13 protein-coding genes and 1 pseudogene are annotated in these 15,753 nt (G+C 69.0%); 5 read left to right on the plus strand and 9 right to left on the minus strand.

What is annotated here, in order from left to right:
• A partial coding sequence (locus AB0I79_RS36425) for a serine hydrolase domain-containing protein (protein ID WP_357883367.1) occupies positions 1 to 221 on the minus strand: 221 nt, incomplete at its 3' end.
• A gap of 225 nt (positions 222 to 446) precedes the next feature.
• The gene (locus AB0I79_RS36430; RefSeq protein WP_357883370.1) at positions 447 to 1,523 is read right to left on the minus strand and encodes an FAD-dependent monooxygenase; all 1,077 of its coding nucleotides are present in this window, start codon (positions 1,521 to 1,523) and stop codon (positions 447 to 449) included.
• 165 nt (positions 1,524 to 1,688) lie between these two features.
• Between AB0I79_RS36430 and AB0I79_RS36435 the strand changes: the two are divergent.
• Positions 1,689 to 1,790, plus strand: a pseudogene (locus tag AB0I79_RS36435) (LysR family transcriptional regulator); the annotation flags it as partial.
• A 238-nt stretch (positions 1,791 to 2,028) separates the two neighbouring features.
• Here the strand turns inward: AB0I79_RS36435 and AB0I79_RS36440 are convergent.
• Together AB0I79_RS36440 and AB0I79_RS36445 are read right to left on the minus strand one after the other, a co-directional pair.
• Positions 2,029 to 2,649 (minus strand): TetR-like C-terminal domain-containing protein, encoded by a 621-nt coding sequence (locus tag AB0I79_RS36440; RefSeq protein ID WP_357883373.1) that lies wholly within the window; start codon positions 2,647 to 2,649, stop codon positions 2,029 to 2,031.
• Between the two features lie 96 nt (positions 2,650 to 2,745).
• On the minus strand, positions 2,746 to 4,224 hold the full coding sequence (locus AB0I79_RS36445; protein ID WP_357883375.1) for a hypothetical protein: 1,479 nt from the start codon (positions 4,222 to 4,224) through the stop codon (positions 2,746 to 2,748).
• 213 nt (positions 4,225 to 4,437) lie between these two features.
• On the opposite strand from AB0I79_RS36445, the gene AB0I79_RS36450 reads away from it, so the two are divergent.
• The 3 genes from AB0I79_RS36450 to AB0I79_RS36460 all read left to right on the plus strand — a co-directional run bounded on the left by AB0I79_RS36450 (position 4,438) and on the right by AB0I79_RS36460 (position 7,393).
• A complete protein-coding gene (locus AB0I79_RS36450; RefSeq protein WP_357883378.1) occupies positions 4,438 to 5,610 on the plus strand; it encodes a DUF418 domain-containing protein in 1,173 nt (390 codons plus the stop codon).
• 440 nt (positions 5,611 to 6,050) lie between these two features.
• Positions 6,051 to 6,944 carry a LysR family transcriptional regulator gene (locus AB0I79_RS36455; RefSeq protein WP_357883382.1) on the plus strand — a complete coding sequence of 298 codons (894 nt, stop codon included), beginning with the start codon at positions 6,051 to 6,053 and terminating at the stop codon, positions 6,942 to 6,944.
• Positions 6,945 to 7,210: 266 nt separating this feature from the next.
• Positions 7,211 to 7,393 (plus strand): hypothetical protein, encoded by a 183-nt coding sequence (locus AB0I79_RS36460; protein ID WP_357883385.1) that lies wholly within the window; start codon positions 7,211 to 7,213, stop codon positions 7,391 to 7,393.
• A gap of 455 nt (positions 7,394 to 7,848) precedes the next feature.
• On the opposite strand, the gene AB0I79_RS36465 is transcribed toward AB0I79_RS36460, so the two are convergent.
• From AB0I79_RS36465 to AB0I79_RS36485, 5 genes are all read right to left on the minus strand, one after another.
• On the minus strand, positions 7,849 to 8,691 hold the full coding sequence (locus AB0I79_RS36465) for a carbohydrate ABC transporter permease (protein WP_357883388.1): 843 nt from the start codon (positions 8,689 to 8,691) through the stop codon (positions 7,849 to 7,851).
• Between the two features lie 29 nt (positions 8,692 to 8,720).
• Positions 8,721 to 9,656 carry a sugar ABC transporter permease gene (locus AB0I79_RS36470; RefSeq protein ID WP_357883391.1) on the minus strand — a complete coding sequence of 312 codons (936 nt, stop codon included), beginning with the start codon at positions 9,654 to 9,656 and terminating at the stop codon, positions 8,721 to 8,723.
• Positions 9,653 to 10,897 carry an extracellular solute-binding protein gene (locus tag AB0I79_RS36475; protein ID WP_357883394.1) on the minus strand — a complete coding sequence of 415 codons (1,245 nt, stop codon included), beginning with the start codon at positions 10,895 to 10,897 and terminating at the stop codon, positions 9,653 to 9,655. Before AB0I79_RS36475 ends, AB0I79_RS36470 begins: the two co-directional genes overlap by 4 nt.
• Positions 10,898 to 11,024: 127 nt before the next feature.
• On the minus strand, positions 11,025 to 13,175 hold the full coding sequence (locus AB0I79_RS36480) for a hypothetical protein (protein ID WP_357883397.1): 2,151 nt from the start codon (positions 13,173 to 13,175) through the stop codon (positions 11,025 to 11,027).
• A gap of 21 nt (positions 13,176 to 13,196) precedes the next feature.
• Positions 13,197 to 14,429, minus strand: coding sequence for a family 1 glycosylhydrolase (locus AB0I79_RS36485; RefSeq protein ID WP_357883400.1), 1,233 nt, complete (start codon positions 14,427 to 14,429; stop codon positions 13,197 to 13,199).
• A gap of 274 nt (positions 14,430 to 14,703) precedes the next feature.
• On the opposite strand from AB0I79_RS36485, the gene AB0I79_RS36490 reads away from it, so the two are divergent.
• Positions 14,704 to 15,690, plus strand: a complete 987-nt coding sequence (locus tag AB0I79_RS36490) for a LacI family DNA-binding transcriptional regulator (protein WP_357883403.1) — start codon at positions 14,704 to 14,706, stop codon at positions 15,688 to 15,690.
• Positions 15,691 to 15,753: the final 63 nt, after the last annotated feature.

The following is a 15,753-nucleotide window of genomic DNA, read 5'->3' on the forward strand; positions in this document are numbered from 1 at the left end:
ACCGGCTTGGAGGTGGAGGCCATCCGGAAGATCGTGTCCCGCCGCATCGGCGCGCCACCGTCGTGCCGCATCGTGCCCAGCGCCTCGACGTGCGTGTGGCCGCCCCGGCTGACCAGGGCGACCAGGCCGGGGATCTTCCCGGAGTCGACATGCCGCTCCAGCACCTCACGCAGCCTGCGCAGACCCGTGGCGGTGAAGCCGTTGTTGCCATTCGTCGCCATCATGAAATTCCTCTGCCCATAGTGTTCGGTGGTGCGAGGCCTGCCCTTGCGGGCCTCGCGTTCATGGTGTGAACGATCGTCGATCGCTCTGACACGGAGCCGTCGCTGTCCTGACGTCGCCGCTGATACGACCCCTCCTCGTCGGCGGAAGCGCGAGGGTCGGCCAGCGGGGATCAGGCGCTCGTACGGGGCCGACGGGGATCGAGCCTTCATGAATGCCCTCGGTCACGGTCGCGTCGCGGCGAAGCTGGGGGCGTAGTCCTTCAGCCTGACGATCTGCGCGTGGGCCATCCCCGGCGCGTCGGCGTCGGCCATGCCAGACGCTTCCTGTATGGGCGTGCCCATGAAGAACCGGTCGGCGCCCTCGCGTCCCATCTGCTGATGCTCGGCGACGAAGCCGCGCATCTCCCGCTCGTAGGTGGCGAATGCCACCGTGTGGTCGCCGCCGGCCACGGCCAGCTCGCCGGCCAGGACGTAGGCGCCGATCAGTGCCTGGGAGGCGCCGCGGCCCGAGGTCGGCGCCGCGCAGTAGCCGGCGTCCCCAAGGAGCGCCACTCGGCCCGAGGACCAGCGGTCCATCTCCACCTGGGCGTTGGCGTCGAAGAAGAGGTCCTGCGCCCTGCTCATCTCCTCCAGCAGGCGCGGGATCGGCCGGCCTTCGCCGGCGAACTGCTCGGCCACGATGCGCTTGTGCTGCGCGGCGTCGTCGCGGTCGTAGGCCAATGGCCCGGAGGCGAAGTGCAGTTCCGCGCGCGCCCCGGTGTTGTCGCAGGTGCTGAGGACGGCGGCCGCCTTGCCCGGCATGCTGGAGAGCCGGCCGTTGTCGGGCAGACCGAGGTGGTTGGGCAGGCTGAAGGTCGCGGTGTAGAGGCCCAGGTGCCGGACGAACCGCTGGTGCGGCCCGAAGACCAGCGAGCGGGTACGCGAGTGCAGCCCGTCGGCGCCGGCCACCAGGGCGAAGCGGCGCGGCCGGCCGCGTTCGAAGGTGACCCGCACGCCGCCGGCGTCCTGCTCCAGGGTGGCGATCGAGTCGCCGAAGACGTACTCCACCTCCTGGCGGGTGACCTCATACAGCAGGCCGATCAGCTCACCCGTGAAGATCACCGCAGGCAGGCCGTGGACCTGCTCCAGCAGCGCCATGCGGTCCAGGACGTCCAGTGCCTCGCCGCGGAAGCCCACCGCGCCCCCGCCCGCAAGCACCCGCGGGGCCCGCTCCACCACGGTGGGGGTGAAACCGTGGTGGCGTAACCAGTACGCCAGAGCGGACCCGGCAACGCCGGCGCCGGAAATGAGGACGTCCATCAACTTGCTCCATCGAACGTGCGGTTCGTGCAGTTCGAGGATCAAGTACGGGAACATCCGGAACAACGATGAATCCTGAAAGATCATCTTCAGTGGGAGTAAACGGAGCTGGCCAGGCGTGGAATGACGTGACTCGAGATCTCCTGACGCTGGCCGACCTAGGCGATCCAGAAGCAGGAGCGGCAGGTCGGTGCCCCGCTGTTCGAACGCACCAGCCGCACGGTACGGCTGACGCCGGTCGGCCGGCAGCTCCGCGACGACCTCCGGGCCGCTCTACGGGGGCGGCAACTGTCCACTGGCGACATCGCCGGAAAGGGCCGCGGGTTGCCTGTAGCCGCGGCTCGGCGGGTTCGGCCGGCCGATGGGCGGGCGGCGGCCGACCACTTGCCGACGAAGCGAGGCGGTCGCCTGGGCGTACTTCAGCGAGGCGGCCATCCGCAGCAGGTCCGGCTGGCAAGGCGCGCTGCTGGAGCGCGATGCGCGATGGTGAGGCCGAGACCGAAGGTCAACCGCTTTCTGCGTCGGCCTTCGCGTGGTGAGCGGCGAGGCCGACGGCCGGGAGGATGGCCTGGTCGACGATGTCGGCCAGGTCCGCGTCGCTGGGAGGCGTGCCGTCCAGCAGGCGCTTGGTGACCAGTGCCTCGCCGATGTCGGCGACCACGGGGGTGAGCAGTGCGGCGGGGAAGTGGCCGCGATCGGCGTAGTGGTGCAGCACCGTGCTGGTGAACGTGCCCCCCCGCCGGGAGAAGACGTTCTCGAAGAGCGCTTCGGAGACCTGCCCGGCCCCCAGGGGATCGGTGAGGATGGCCGCGACCGCTCGGCCTGCCGGGCTGAGCATCCAGGCGCGCATGAGCTGGAGCGATCGGATCAGGTCGCCGCGCAGATCGTCGGCTCCTGGGGTGGGTTCCTCGACCGGGTGCGCGTGGTAGAGCGCGTCCAGTAGCACCTCGATCGGGTCTGACCAGCGACGGTACAGCGTGGTACGGGCGGTTGCCGCCCGCCTGCCGATGCCTTCCATGGTCAGCCGGCCGACGCCGACCTCGAGTACCTCTTCCAGCACTGCGGCGTGGATGGCGTTGGCTACTTCTTCGGCACTGCGCCGCGTCCGGCCGCTGTGATCTCCCAATCGTCGCCCCTTGATCGACCCCAGGGCCCATCTTACTTGTGGAGGAGGCGGGCGCACCGCGACCGGGCCGGGGTCACCCGGCCGCGGTGGAAGCGGTCAGAACGAGATGACGGCCGTGGCGAAGGCGTCGATGACGACAGGTTCACCGGGTCGCGCCGGCGAGGTCACCGGTTCTCCTGGCCCGCTGCTGACGCCCGTCTGCTCCACCTGGCCGAGCTGCGCCTCATCGGCGGTGATCGCGATGGTGATGGGGTCGGCCGTCTTGTTCACGATCAGTAGTTTGCGATCACCGTCCGCCGTGACGAAGCCCTGAGTGTGGATGCGGCTGTCGGGATAGCCGAACATCATGGTGGTCGTGGTGACGAGCGAGTCGCCGGGGGCGAAGTGGCGCAGCAGCAGCTGAAGTGCCCGGTATCGGGCGTTGGGGGCGCCGCTGTCCCAGTTGATGAGCGTCGTGCCGGGAATCATGCCGGGGTAGTCCATGAACTCCGCGATGCCGACGAGGTCCACTCCGAGTTCGACGAGCCGGGCCCACAGGTAGGACTGCATCGACGCGCTGAGCGCCCAGTACTCCTCCGGGATCGTGGGGGCCGGGTTCATCAGGTCCGGCGGGTATGACCCCAGTTCGTTGATGAAGGTCCGGGTCCCGGATGCGAGCCGGCGGCGGATGGCGTCGATGTGGCGTACCTGGTCGAGGAACGCCTCGGCCTGGGCGAAGAAGAGCCCGCGCCAGTGCTCGAAGGGTGCGTTGCCGTGTTCGGAGATCGGGTTCACGATCTCAGGGGAGGCGTAGAAGTGATAGGAGAACGCGTCCAGGGGGATGCCGTCGGCGTGGTTGGCCGCGTTCAGGAAGTGCCAGAAGTATTCCGGCTCGCGGGCGACCGGGCTCAGGGACAACCCGATGAACTTCATCTCCGGGTCGAGAGGACGCAGCCGCTCCACGATGGTGTCGTAGAGCCGCGTGTACAGCTCGGGCGGGATGCGGTGCCCCATGTCGGGCTCGCACAGCACCTCCCAGTACGCGAAGCGGTAGCGGTGGCCCGATTCGTGCCACCGGCCGAGTTCGTCGGTGAAACCGCCCGCGATGTACCAGCTCGCGATCCGGTAGAAGTAGTCGGCGACCTCCCGCAACGTGGGGTCGCGTAGTTCGGTGCCCTGCTCGTAGTCCCAGTGGGTCTCATAGGGATCCTCCGCGACCGGTACCGGCTCGGGAGTGACGAACATCCAGGCGGGGATCGTGGCGAAGTTCGCCACGACCGGCCGGCCCTGGGCCGCGTTCATGAAGTCCTCCACGAACGGGTCGAGGAGCTGGAAGTTCCACGACGTCTCATCGGCGGTGGGCGGAGTCAGGGCGGGCACCGCCAACCGGGGGTGGGAGTACCAGGGCAGGAAACGCGCGAGGTCGGCGTTGAGATCGCGCAGCGCGTCGAACGCCTTGTCGTGGATCTGCGAACCGCGGCGCAACGGCGGGGCGGTCCACATGTGCGTGGTCAACGTCGTACGTGACACACCGGTCCTGGCGTTCCAGTCGAGGCGCACCTCGGTGGGTGGTGGCTCCGGAAATTCGATGGACATGGGTCTCTCCTTCAGTTCGGTGCGCGGCGGGGGTGTGTCCCTGGCCCACTCACACAAGCTACGCTACTGTAGCTATAAGCATGTAGCTACGCTTTCGTAGCTAAATCTGATTTCCGGTCGGACTCGAATGGCCGGAGCAACTAGACACCCCCTCTGCGGATGACGCCTGAGCAGCCAAAAGGGGGCGGGTCCCTTTGATGTGAGAGGTCAACCATGTCCATCGCTCCACCGGCCCCCGTTCACGAGGCCACTCCCATCACCCGGCGGGCGCTCGCCCCCGACCTCGCGCGTGGGCTGATGCTGCTGCTCATCGCGCTGGCGCATGCGCACATGTACCTGTCCGGCCACGAGGCGGGCTTCCGCGGTTACGCCCTGGACGGCACTGCTCTGGACCGGCTGGTCGCCGGGGCCCAGATCCTCCTGGTGGACGGGCGAGCGCTGCCCATGTTCGCGGCCCTGTTCGGCTACGGCCTGGTCCAGCTCGCCAACCGGCAGCTCGCCACGGGCAGAAGCTGGCCGCAGGTGCGCACCGTACTGCGCCGCCGGAGTCTGTGGCTGCTGGCCTTCGGGTTCTGCCACGCGCTGCTGCTGTTCTTCGGTGACATCCTCGGGGCATATGGACTGGTCGGGCTCGTGCTCGTCGGCTTCATCCGGCGCGAAGACCGGGCCGTGCTACGGGCCGCGGCGGTTGGATTGGCGCTGCATGTCGTGGTGCTGTTCGGCTTCGGGCTGCTCACCATCTCCGCACCCAAGGGCGACACGCCCGCCGCCATGGCGGACCCGATCGAGGCGCTCGTGATGCGGCTCATCGGATGGTCCGGAATGACGCCCACCTACTTCGCCGCCAGCGTGGTGCCGGCCTTCCTGTTCGGAATCTGGGCGGCCCGGCGCCGCGTACTGGAGGACCCGCTGTCGAACCGGGACCTGCTCTCCCGCGTCGCCGTCGTCGGTACGGTGCTGGCCGTCGTCGGCGCGGTTCCGCTGATGCTGATCGACACACAGGTCTGGACGCCGTCGGATCTGGTGTCCGTGTCGGCGTACGCGCTGCACAGCGTAACCGGCATCGCCGGCGGCCTCGCGTACGCGGCGATCATCGGACTCGTCGTCGGCCGGGGGCGGCGCGGCTATCCCGGCCCGCTCGTCAGGGCCCTCGCGGCCTGTGGCCAGTGGTCGCTGACCTGCTACCTGCTTCAGTCGGTGATCTTCGTCGCGGTGTTCGCCCCCTACGCGGGAGGGCTCGGCACGCGCGTCGGCGACGCCGCGGCGTCCGGCATCGCCGTGGTGACCTGGCTGGCCACCGTGGCGCTCGCCGCGCTGCTGGCTTCGGGCGGGCGTAGGGGACCTGCCGAGGCCGCACTGCGACGGCTGACGTACAGGCGAAACTGACCCACGCGAAGGATCCGCGAGCGTTCCTGGACAGGAGATGAGGCCTGTACCGCTTCACGTCACTGCAGAGTGCTTGACCTGCGGATCGACCTGAGGCGGTGGGATAGGCACGACCGGTGCTTGTGCCTCTTCCATCTCCTGTACGTGATCGCGCTCCGGAAGCTCGGCTGGTCAGGCCGGGTACGCCGCGAGCCAGGCGCCGCCGCCTGGCCCAACAGCGCTGAACGTATCCGAACCGGACCAGCCCGCCCGCGGACGAGAGAAAATCCGGGACCTGGTGGTGCGCCTGGCGGGGGAAAAACCGGCATGTGGATAACGCCGGGTCCACGGGTGGGCTTGTCCGATTCGCTGCCAGGTCAGCGGCTACGGCTCGGGGTCTGATACTGGAACGACGAATCCTGAAAGATCATCTCCAGCGGGAGTAAACGGAGAAGCCAGGCATGGAACTACGTGACATCGAGATCTTCCTGACCCTGGCCGAGGAGCTGCACTTCGGCCGCACTGCCACCCGGCTGTGCCTGTCACCCGCCCGCGTCACCCAGGCGATCCAGAAGCAGGAACGGCAGATCGGCGCCCTGCTGTTCGAACGCACCAACCGCAGCGTACGGCTGACGCCGGTCGGCCGGCAGCTCCGCGACGACCTGCGCCCTCTCTACGCCGGGCTGAAGGACAGCATGGAGCGCGCCCAGCTCGCCGGCCAGGGCATCACCGGCACCTTGCGCGTCGGCATGCTGCCGGCCAACGCCTACGACCTGCGCCCCTACTGGGACGTCTTCCGCCTGCGGAACCCGCAGTGGAGGCTCCGCGTCCAGAAGAGCCAGTTCAGCGACGCCTTCGCCACGCTGCGCCGCGGCGACATCGACGTCCTGATCGCCTGGCTGCCCATCGACGAGCCCGACCTCACCGTAGGGCCGACCCTGTTCGCCGAACCCCGGGTGCTGGCCGTCTCCACCGGCCACGAGCTCACCCGCCACACGTCGGTCTCGCTGGAGATGGCCGCCGACTTCCAGCACCCGCAGTCCGACACCCGCCCCGGCTACTGGTACGACGCCTACATTCCGCGCGCGACCCGCCGCGGCCGCACGATCGAGCGCGGCCTCGTGGTGCAGAGCACCGAAGAGGCCATCACCTTCGCCAGCATGGCCGAGATCGTCGTGCTCTTCCCCTCTCACATGGCCCGCTACTGGGTACGACCAGACATCACCTACCTGCCGGTCACCGACATGGGGCCGCTGCCGTACGCGCTGGTGTGGCGCAGCGAGACGGAGAACGAACCCATCCGCGCCCTGGCCGAGGTCGTCCGCGATCTCGGCCCCCTCCCCCCGGAGAGCTGATCGCCGAACAACACGGTGAACCCGGAAGCGTCCGGCGGATCGGAAGCCACAAACCTGCTTTGACCCTCACCGAGTTGGATGAGTGGCTCGACCGCGGCCGACGTACTTATCCGCAATGATCTCCCACAACGGCCTGCCGCTGACCTCGCGGATCCTGTGGCGCTACGACGCCACCGGCGCGGCTGAACTCCCCTATGCGGCCCCCACCGCGTGTTTCGGTCCCCATACCCTGACGCCCTCGGGGTTGAGGAACCTGCGGACAGCCGTTGGCGGTACCCGCGAGCTGCAGCGGCACCTCCGCCTCGCCGAGGTGGGTGGCGGCGGAGTGGCGCAGCACCGAGCCGCAGGAGTCGGTACTGGAGCTGGCCGCCCAATTGGGCGTCACTGCCGAGGACTACCGCGAGGCCAGGAAGATCAGGGACAGATATCGAGAAACAGGAGTGAGATGAACCCGAGGTGATCGGTAACGGTCGCCAATGCCGCAAGCGCGGGAAAGCTCAGGAGTACCCGGCCGCCGCGGCCTCCTAGTATGGCTACACTCTCACCCCTCCCGACCAACTGATGGAGCGCCTGGCAATCTGTAAGCCAGGGACACATACCGAATGGAAACCGTCCACATCAACGGTCTGCCCGCCGAGTACAACGCATGGCTGCCCGGAAATCCCTCGCTGGGTCCAGGCCACTTCACGCCACCATGAACAGGTACCACTATGCAGACAACACCCACGCTCCAAGCTGCGCAAACACCGACGCACAGGCCAGAACCGCTACCATCCGACATATTCCTCTACGAACTTCAAGTTCGTGGACTGGCGGAAGGTCGAGGACGCGATCGACTGAGCTGCCGAGCCCTGCGCCCGCGGGGGTGCAGGGCTCGACCAGTACGTTTCCTCGGCGGTTCTGCTCACTTGATGGCGCCCGCCCCGATGCCCTTCACGATGTGCCGCTGCGCCATCAGGTAGAAGATCACGACGGGCACGATCGAGATGGTGGTGGCGGCCAGGAGGATCTGCTGCTGTGGCGTCTCGGCGGAGGTGAAGGCGGTCAGGCCGCGCTGGATCGGCATGAGGGAGTTGTCCTCGAACAGGACGAGCGCCATGAGGTACTCGTTCCACGCGCCCAGCCCCTGGATGACCGCCACGGCGGCGAGGCCGGGCCGGGCCAGCGGGAGGATCACGTTCCAGAAGATGCGCAGCGGGCCGGCGCCGTCGAGCGCGGCCGCCTCCTCCAGGGCGCGGGGCTGGCCGACGAAGAAGCTGCGCATGATGAGCGTCGACATCGGGATGCCCGAGGTGATGAGGATCAGCACGTAGCCGACGGGGTTGTTCGTCAGGTTCAGCGAGATGAGCAGCTTGTACTGGGCGAGGAACATGGCGGGCGCCGGGATGATCATCACGGCGAGGATGACGAACGTGAACGCGCCCTTGCCCGCGAAGTCGAGCCGCGCGAGGGCGTATCCGGCGAGGCTGGACACCAGCAGGATGCCGAGAACGGCCGATCCCGTGTAGAGCACGCTGTTGCGCAGGTAGACGCCGAGCTCGCCCTGCACCCACGCGGTCACGTAGTTGTGCCACTGCGGGTCTGCGGGCAGGAAGCTCTTGTTCGACAGCAGCTCCGTGAGGCTCTGCAGGGACCCGGACAACATCCACAACAGGGGGAACATCGCGATCAGCGCGGCGACGCCCAGCAGTCCGTACAGGCCGGCCTTGTGGACGGGAACCCTGCGTCGTGCCGAAGCGATGGACATCCCCTCGGTCCTTCCTGTCGTCCGGCTGCTCATGCGCGGGACCTCCGCCTGGTGATCGCGAGCTGGATCACGGACAGCAGCACGAGGGCGCCGCCGAAGATGACCGACATGGCCGCGGCGCTGCCGTAACGCCAGTTGACGAACGCCTCGTTGTAGATCGCGAGGGTCGGCACCATCGTGTGGTGGCCGGGGCCGCCGTTGGTCAGCACCTGCACGGTGCCGAAGATCTGGAGGGCGGCGAGCAGGGTGAGCAGGCTGACGATCGAGGTGACCGGGGCCAGTTGCGGCCAGGTGATGTACCGGAACTTCGACCAGCGGTTCGCGCCGTCGAGCTCGGCGGCCTCGTACAGCTCCTTCGGCACGTCCTGCAGCCCGGCGAGGAAGAGCAGGAAGCCGAACCCCCAGTGGAACCAGACGAACACCGCCGCGACGGCGGGCAGCGCGACGGCCGGGTCGCCCAGCCAGTTCTGCTGGAGCGCGTCCAGCCCGGTCAGGCCGAGCAGCCGGTTGAGTACGCCGGAGCCGGGGGCCAGGATGAAGGAGAACAGCAGGCCGACGACGACGACCGACAACACGCCCGGCAGGTAGAAGACGGTGCGGAAGAACGTCCGGCCGCGGGTGACGCTGTTGACGGCCAGCGCCATGCCCAGGGCGACTCCGTTGCCGACGACGAAACCGACGACGCCGAAGAACAGGACGTTGCGCATGGACGCCCAGAAGATCGGGTCGGAGGCGACGAAGTCGTAGTTGTCCAGCCCCACCCACGGGGTGTCGGGGCTGACGCCGTCCCAGGACTGGAAGCTCAGCAGGATGGCCTGCGCGAACGGCGTGATCGTGAAGATCCCGACGAGCGCGACGGCCGGCGCCAGGAACAGCCAGCCGATCAGGTTGCGCCGGACAGCGCGCCTCCCGCGCGGCGCCCAGGAGGGGCGCCGTGCGGGAATCGCGAGGTGCTGCGTCGTCATGACGTACGGTCCTGCGCCGCCTGGATGGTGGTGAGCGCTTCGTCCACCGTCGTCTCGCCCAGCACCAGGCGCTGGGACTCCGCCCTGATCGCGGTGATCACGTCAGGCGTGAAGGTCGTCGACATGACCTGCATGGTCTTCACCCCGGCGGCGAAGCCCGCGAGCTGGTCGGGGATGTCCGCGCCGGCGAGGAGTTCCGGGTTGCTGGGCAGGATGCGGGCGGTCTTGGCGAACACCGCCTGCTGCTCGGGCTCGGTCAGCCACTTGACGAACGCGAGCGCCTCCTTGGGATGCTCGCCCCTCGGATTGATCACCGCGCCTTTCCCGGGGATGCCCGGCGAGCGCGGGTCGTGGACGCCGCCGGGAGCCTTGGGCAGCCCGGTGGAGAAGTAGTCCTCGAATTCCGGGTTCGTCCTGAGGCCGACCGCGATGCCGGGGGCGGCGTCGAAGATGGCGCCCATCGACTTGGTGAAGAAGGACGACTCCACGTTCGGGTGGTCGTCCTGGCCGCCGGGGATGGAGTCGTCGGCGAGCACGCCGGCCTTCTTCAGGTCGGCCAGGAACTGGAAGGCGTTGCGCCAGCCGTCCTGTTTCCAGCTCGCCTTCCCGTTGAGGGTGGCTTCGATCTCGGCGTCCGTCAGCCAGTTCGAGGCGAGGCCCTGGATGATGTTCGGCGTCTGCGATGCCGCGATGGAGAACTTCGCCTTCTTCGCGGCGAGCGCGTCGATGAACTCGGTCGTCGTCGCGGGCGGCTTGTCCGCCGACATTCCGGTCAGCGCCGGGTTGATGAGGAAGCCGTACGTCTGCGTCTCCCAGTGCACCGAGTAGATGCCGGGCTTGACCCCGAGGTTGTTGCCTTCCTGGAACGTCGACATCTTGAGCACGGCGGGGCTGAAGTTCTTGCTCCAGCCGGCGTTCAGCTCGGCGGAGAGGTCCATCGCCCAGCCGGCCTTGTAGAACGGCGCCATCTGGGACGCGTCGAAGGACGAATAGACGTCGGGCATGGACCGCGACTGCGCCTTCGCCTGGAGCTTGGGCAGGTAGTCGGCCGGTCCGGGCGAGTCGATAGTGATCTTGACGCCGGTCTTCTTGGTGTACTGCTGCGCGAGCTGGGTGAGTGCGGCCTCCTGCCCGCGCGACTGGTTCATGAAGGTCAGTTCGACGTCCCCGGTGGCGGGTTCGTCGGACGACGAACAGCCTGCCAGGGCAAGCGCCCCGGCGATCGCCCATGATGCTGCCACGACGGTGGAGCGGCGACGAGCGCCACGTGCTGAAAGAGGTGTACCCATGGTCCTCACCTTTGGAAGCCTTGGATGGGGAAGCGGCTTGATATGTCGGCCGATGGTTCTTCTTCCGGGTGCGCGGAAGTCATTCGGGTGTGGACAGGACATGGGGGCGGGGAAGCACGCCCAGTCCTTCTGAAGTGATCACCCAGCCTTCGGGAGGCTCTGCCCCCTGGTTCACCGCCGTGGCGAGGTGCGCCATCGCGGCCAGCAGCCCTCCGTTCGCCGGGAGATAGATCGTGAGGAATCCCGGCATCTGCGGATTGTGTCCGTTGGGGAGGAAGACGTTCTTGGGCGATGGGAGCAGGAGGGCGTCGATCGCCCGGCCGACGTCGCCGAGGCGGGCCGCGGTCATCGCCATGACGGGGTAGTCCCAGCCCCAGCTGGACTGCAGGTCCCAGTGCTCCCAGACGGCATCGAGCGTCGCCGCCATCGTGGCCGCGTCCACGAGGTCGGTGTCCGGCAGCCACCCCAGCGCCATGAGCATGGACGGGTGATCCTTGCGGATGAGCCACGGGAACGTCGCGATCGCGGCGTACGTGCCGTCGGGCAGCAAGGCGGGCCGGCGCATGTTCCGCGCCACCCGGTCCCACCGCTCGTTCGGTTCGAGACCGAGCCGGGTTCTCCACTCGTTCGCCACGCCGAGCGCCCACGACCAGTACGCCAGCTCGAAGGTCGGATCGGCGTTCGTCGCCCGGTCGAGGAGGTAGCTCTCCTGCGCGGGGATGAGCGGGGGCGGCAGCCGGAAGGACCCGTCACGTTCCTCGGCGAAGTCGGCCATGAAGTCGGCGGTCGCCTCGACGAGCGGGTAGTGCTCCCGCAGGAACGGCTCGTCGCGCCCCTCGCCACGCAGCAGCTCCAGCAGGTGGATCACGTGCGGCTGCTGCCACAGGAGGAAGACGCCGATGTGGCTCGGCGACTCGCGCGCGGACGGGTCGGTCTGCTTCGGCCAGCGGGCTCCGCGATACCCCTGCCGGCGGGCGGTCGCCTTCGCCGCCTCCAGGGCGCCGTGGTACCAGCGCATGCTGCGCTCGAGCAGGTGCCCCCGGCCCCACATCGGGAAATGTGCCGCGTGCCACCAGTGCATCTCGAGGTGGAACTTGCCCGACCAGGTGTTGTACGTCAGACCGGACTCCGCCGGAGGCGTGACCCCGGCGCTGTTGACGGCCATGAGGTACTGCGAGAGAACGACGCGGCGTTCGAGTTCCGCGGCGCGCGTGTCCGTGCTGCCGGCGAGGCTGATGGCGGCACCGGCGCTCCAGTGCTCGGCCCACCAGGCGCGCGCGGACGCGCTGACGGCGGAGAAGCCGTCCTGGTGCGGCGGCCGGTCCTGACCAGGCGTCAGCGTCACCACGACCTCGAGAACGGTGGCGCCCGTGTGCGCGACGGCCGAGCCGGCCCCTTCACGCAGGCTGCCGGTGGTGCGGACGCCCACGCCGTAGGTCAGCGCCTCCACCGTGCGCCGTGCGGTCCAGTGGCACGCCGTGTGCCGGTCCCAGACCGTCTGTTGCGCGAGCGGCAGTTCGAAGGCGGCCAGGTCGTCCGGCTGGTCGTCGAACACCCAGGCGACGCCCCATCCGCGCGGCAGCAGGCCGGACTCGATGCGTACGGCGAAGCGGTGATCGTGCGGGTCGGCGACGGTGGTGACGCGGACGTGCTCGCCGTCGAGGACGTAGGAGGCCTGGATCGTTCCCGTCCACAGGTCGAGCTCGGTGCGGACGTTCGTCAACGCGGCCGGGTCGTCGAGCGCCGTCCCGTCCGGGCGGACCAGAGCGAGGCGGCCGAGGTGAGCGCGGCGGGGGTTGAAGTGGTACCACGCGCCCGCGGCGAACTCCTCGGCGATGGGGTCGCCGGCCCGCTGCAGGCCCATGCGGTCGAGGTAGGGCACCGGGCCGCGGGACGTCTCGTACAGCGTGGTCGTGTCCTCCAGCCGGAGCTCCCGGTCGGTGCGCGTCTCGTACCAGCCCCAGGTCGACTGCGTGCGCAGGGGGATCTGGAAGTCGTCGGCGTCGAAGACGCGCGGGCGCTGCTCGGGCAGGCCGGACAGCCCGTCGCGAACGACGCGGTGCGGGTCGGGGACAAGCTCGTGGAAGGACGGGAACGTCTGCAGTCCGGAGATGTCGACCGTGAGCGCGATATCACCGTTGCCGACCGTGAGGACGCCGGCGGGGTGCGCGGACGTCAGCACGGGGTTGTGCCGTCGCACGAGCCGGCGCCGGTCGATCGCTTCGGGCATCTCGCCTTTCCTTGCCATTTCTCAGCTGATGGGGTCTCGGAGCGCGTTGGCCTTGGCGACGCCACCCAGCCAGGCGAGGCTCGGCTTGGGCCGGCGCTCGAACGTCTCCCGGTCAACGGCGACGAGGCCGAACGTCGGGTCCCAGTGCCCCCACTCGTAGTTGTCGAGCAGGCTCCAATGGATGTAGCCCCGCACGTCCACGCCGGCTCCCATCGCCTCGGCCAGCGCGTCGAGCGCGCCGGTGGTGTAGGCGATGCGCCGGGCGTCGTCGCCGGTCGCGATGCCGTTCTCGGTGACGACGATCGGGACGCCGGGCAGCACGTCGGCGGTGTGCCGGACGGCGATGCCGAGGGCGTCGGGGCGGTACGCCGTTCGCACGAGGGTGTTGTCCGGGTGGACGGGGTGCGGTTCGATGCCGTCCAGCCCCACCCACTGCGCCGAGTAGGCCTGCACCCCGATGAAGTCGTCGCCCCGCGCGGCCTCCAGGTAGAGGTCCTCCCAGACGTACTCGAGCCGCCGGCGCACCTCCTCCGCCCCGGGCCGGGTCTCGAACGCGCGGCTCGCGACCGACCATCCCACCCGGGCGTCCGTGCCCTCGCGCAGCACGTCCCGGGCCGCGTGGTGGGCCTCGACGAGGCGGCGCCCGATCTCCACCGGCGGCGCCGGCTTCACCGGCCGGGGCGTGTCCGCCTCCAGCGTGGGGCTCAGCCACTCCAGGCCCGCGTCGGGGTCGAGCGTCGCCTCCGCCTCGCGCACCATGATCGCGAGCATGTTGGGCTCGTTGATGGTGCAGACCCACTCGACGCCGCCGAGGATCGAGGTGGCCGCCTCGACGTAGGCGCGGAAGCGGTCCACGGCCCGTTCTCCGCGCCAGCCGCCCTCCTCGGCGAACCATCGCGGCGAGGTGAAGTGATGGATCGTGACGAACGGGGTCACGCCCGCGGCGAGGCACGCGTCGATCATGCGCCGGTAGTGCGCGAGCGCCGCGCGCGACACCCTTCCCGGGGCCGGCTCGATGCGCGCCCACTCGATGCCGAAGCGGTAGGTGTTCAGGCCCGACTCCGCGACGAGCCGGATGTCCTCGGCGTATCGGTGGTAGCTGTCGAGGGCGTCGCCGCTGCGATCCGCTCCTGGCATGCGCTCCTCCTGCGCCCAGAAGTCGCTGTTGACGTTGTTGCCCTCGACCTGGTGCGGTGCGGTCGCCGCACCCCAGAGAAAGCCGTCGGGGAAGGTGCGCATTGGTCTCTCGATCATGTTCCGGGGCGACCTGGGTCGCCTGCGGGGGGCCGGGACGGGCCCCGAGTGCGAGTTAACGTAGCCGTTACGTCGCGCGAAGGTCAAGGGAAAATGTGTACCGGTCTACGACGTCTCCACTAGGCCAAAGGGGTACGGTCTGGGTTATCCGCTAAGGTTCATAAACCGGTCTACATGTGCGACGATCTCTGCGTCGGAGGATCGGCAGGACTCGGCTGGAGAAGGGATGCCCATGGTCGCGCCTGAGCGGCGACGAAGAGTGACCATTTCTGACGTGGCGAAGCACGCCGGGGTCTCCAAGGCGGCGGTCTCCAAGGTGATCCGGAACGACTACGGGGTCAGCGACGCCATGCGAGAGCGCGTCCAGCGGGCCATCGAGGAGCTCGGCTATCGCCCCCAGGCCGCCGCGCGGGCGCTGCGCGGGCGGGCGTTCACCATCGGCGTGCTCATGCGGCACATCGGGATCCCGTTCTACGCCGAGATCATGACCGGGCTGGTGGACCAGCTCGCCGAGTCCGACTACCAGGCGATCATGATCCAGGGAGGCACCCTCGACAAGACCGAGAAACGTGCCCTGGACGCCCTGATAGACCGGCAGGTGGACGGCATCCTCATGATCGCTCCGCTGGTCGGCCGCACCCAGCTCGAGCAGGTGGCGCGCGAGTTCCCCACCGTGGTGCTGGGCCGCCACGACAGGTCGCCGGCGTACGACTCGATCGTCGACGACGACAGGGTCGGCTCCGAGCTCGTCATGGAGCACCTGATCGGGCTCGGCCACCGCCGCATCGGGCACATCACCTTCCAGCAGGAGCACGGGCGGGCGGCCGACCAGATGCCGCGCATCAGGGCCGAGACCTACGAGAGGGTGATGCGTGACCACGGGCTCGCCGGCGAGATCGCCGTCGCCGTGACCTCGTACTCGGAGGAAGGCGGCTACGACGGCGCCCGCGAGCTGCTGAGCCGCGACCCGCGCCCCACCGCGATCTTCGCCGGTTCCGACGAGGCGGCGCTCGGCGTGCTGGCCGCGCTGCACGAGGCGGGCCTGTCCGTCCCGGACGACGTCTCCGTGGCCGGCTACGACAACACCAGGCTGGCCGCCCACCCCAACATCGCGCTGACCACCGTCAACCAGGACGGCGTCGTCATGGGCCGGATGGCCGGGCGGCTGCTGCTCGAACGCATCGAAGGCCGCACGTCACCGGTGCACTTCTCGGTCATTCCGAGCCTGGTCGTCCGGCGCTCCACCGCCGCTGCCCGGTGACGTCCCGCTTCCCGCTTCCGGCGTGGACGGCTCCCGCCTGCCCGGCTCCACCCAGCCGGAACT

Origin of the sequence: Nonomuraea sp. NPDC050202, from assembly GCF_040656115.1 — a bacterium.
GTDB lineage: Bacteria > Actinomycetota > Actinomycetes > Streptosporangiales > Streptosporangiaceae > Nonomuraea.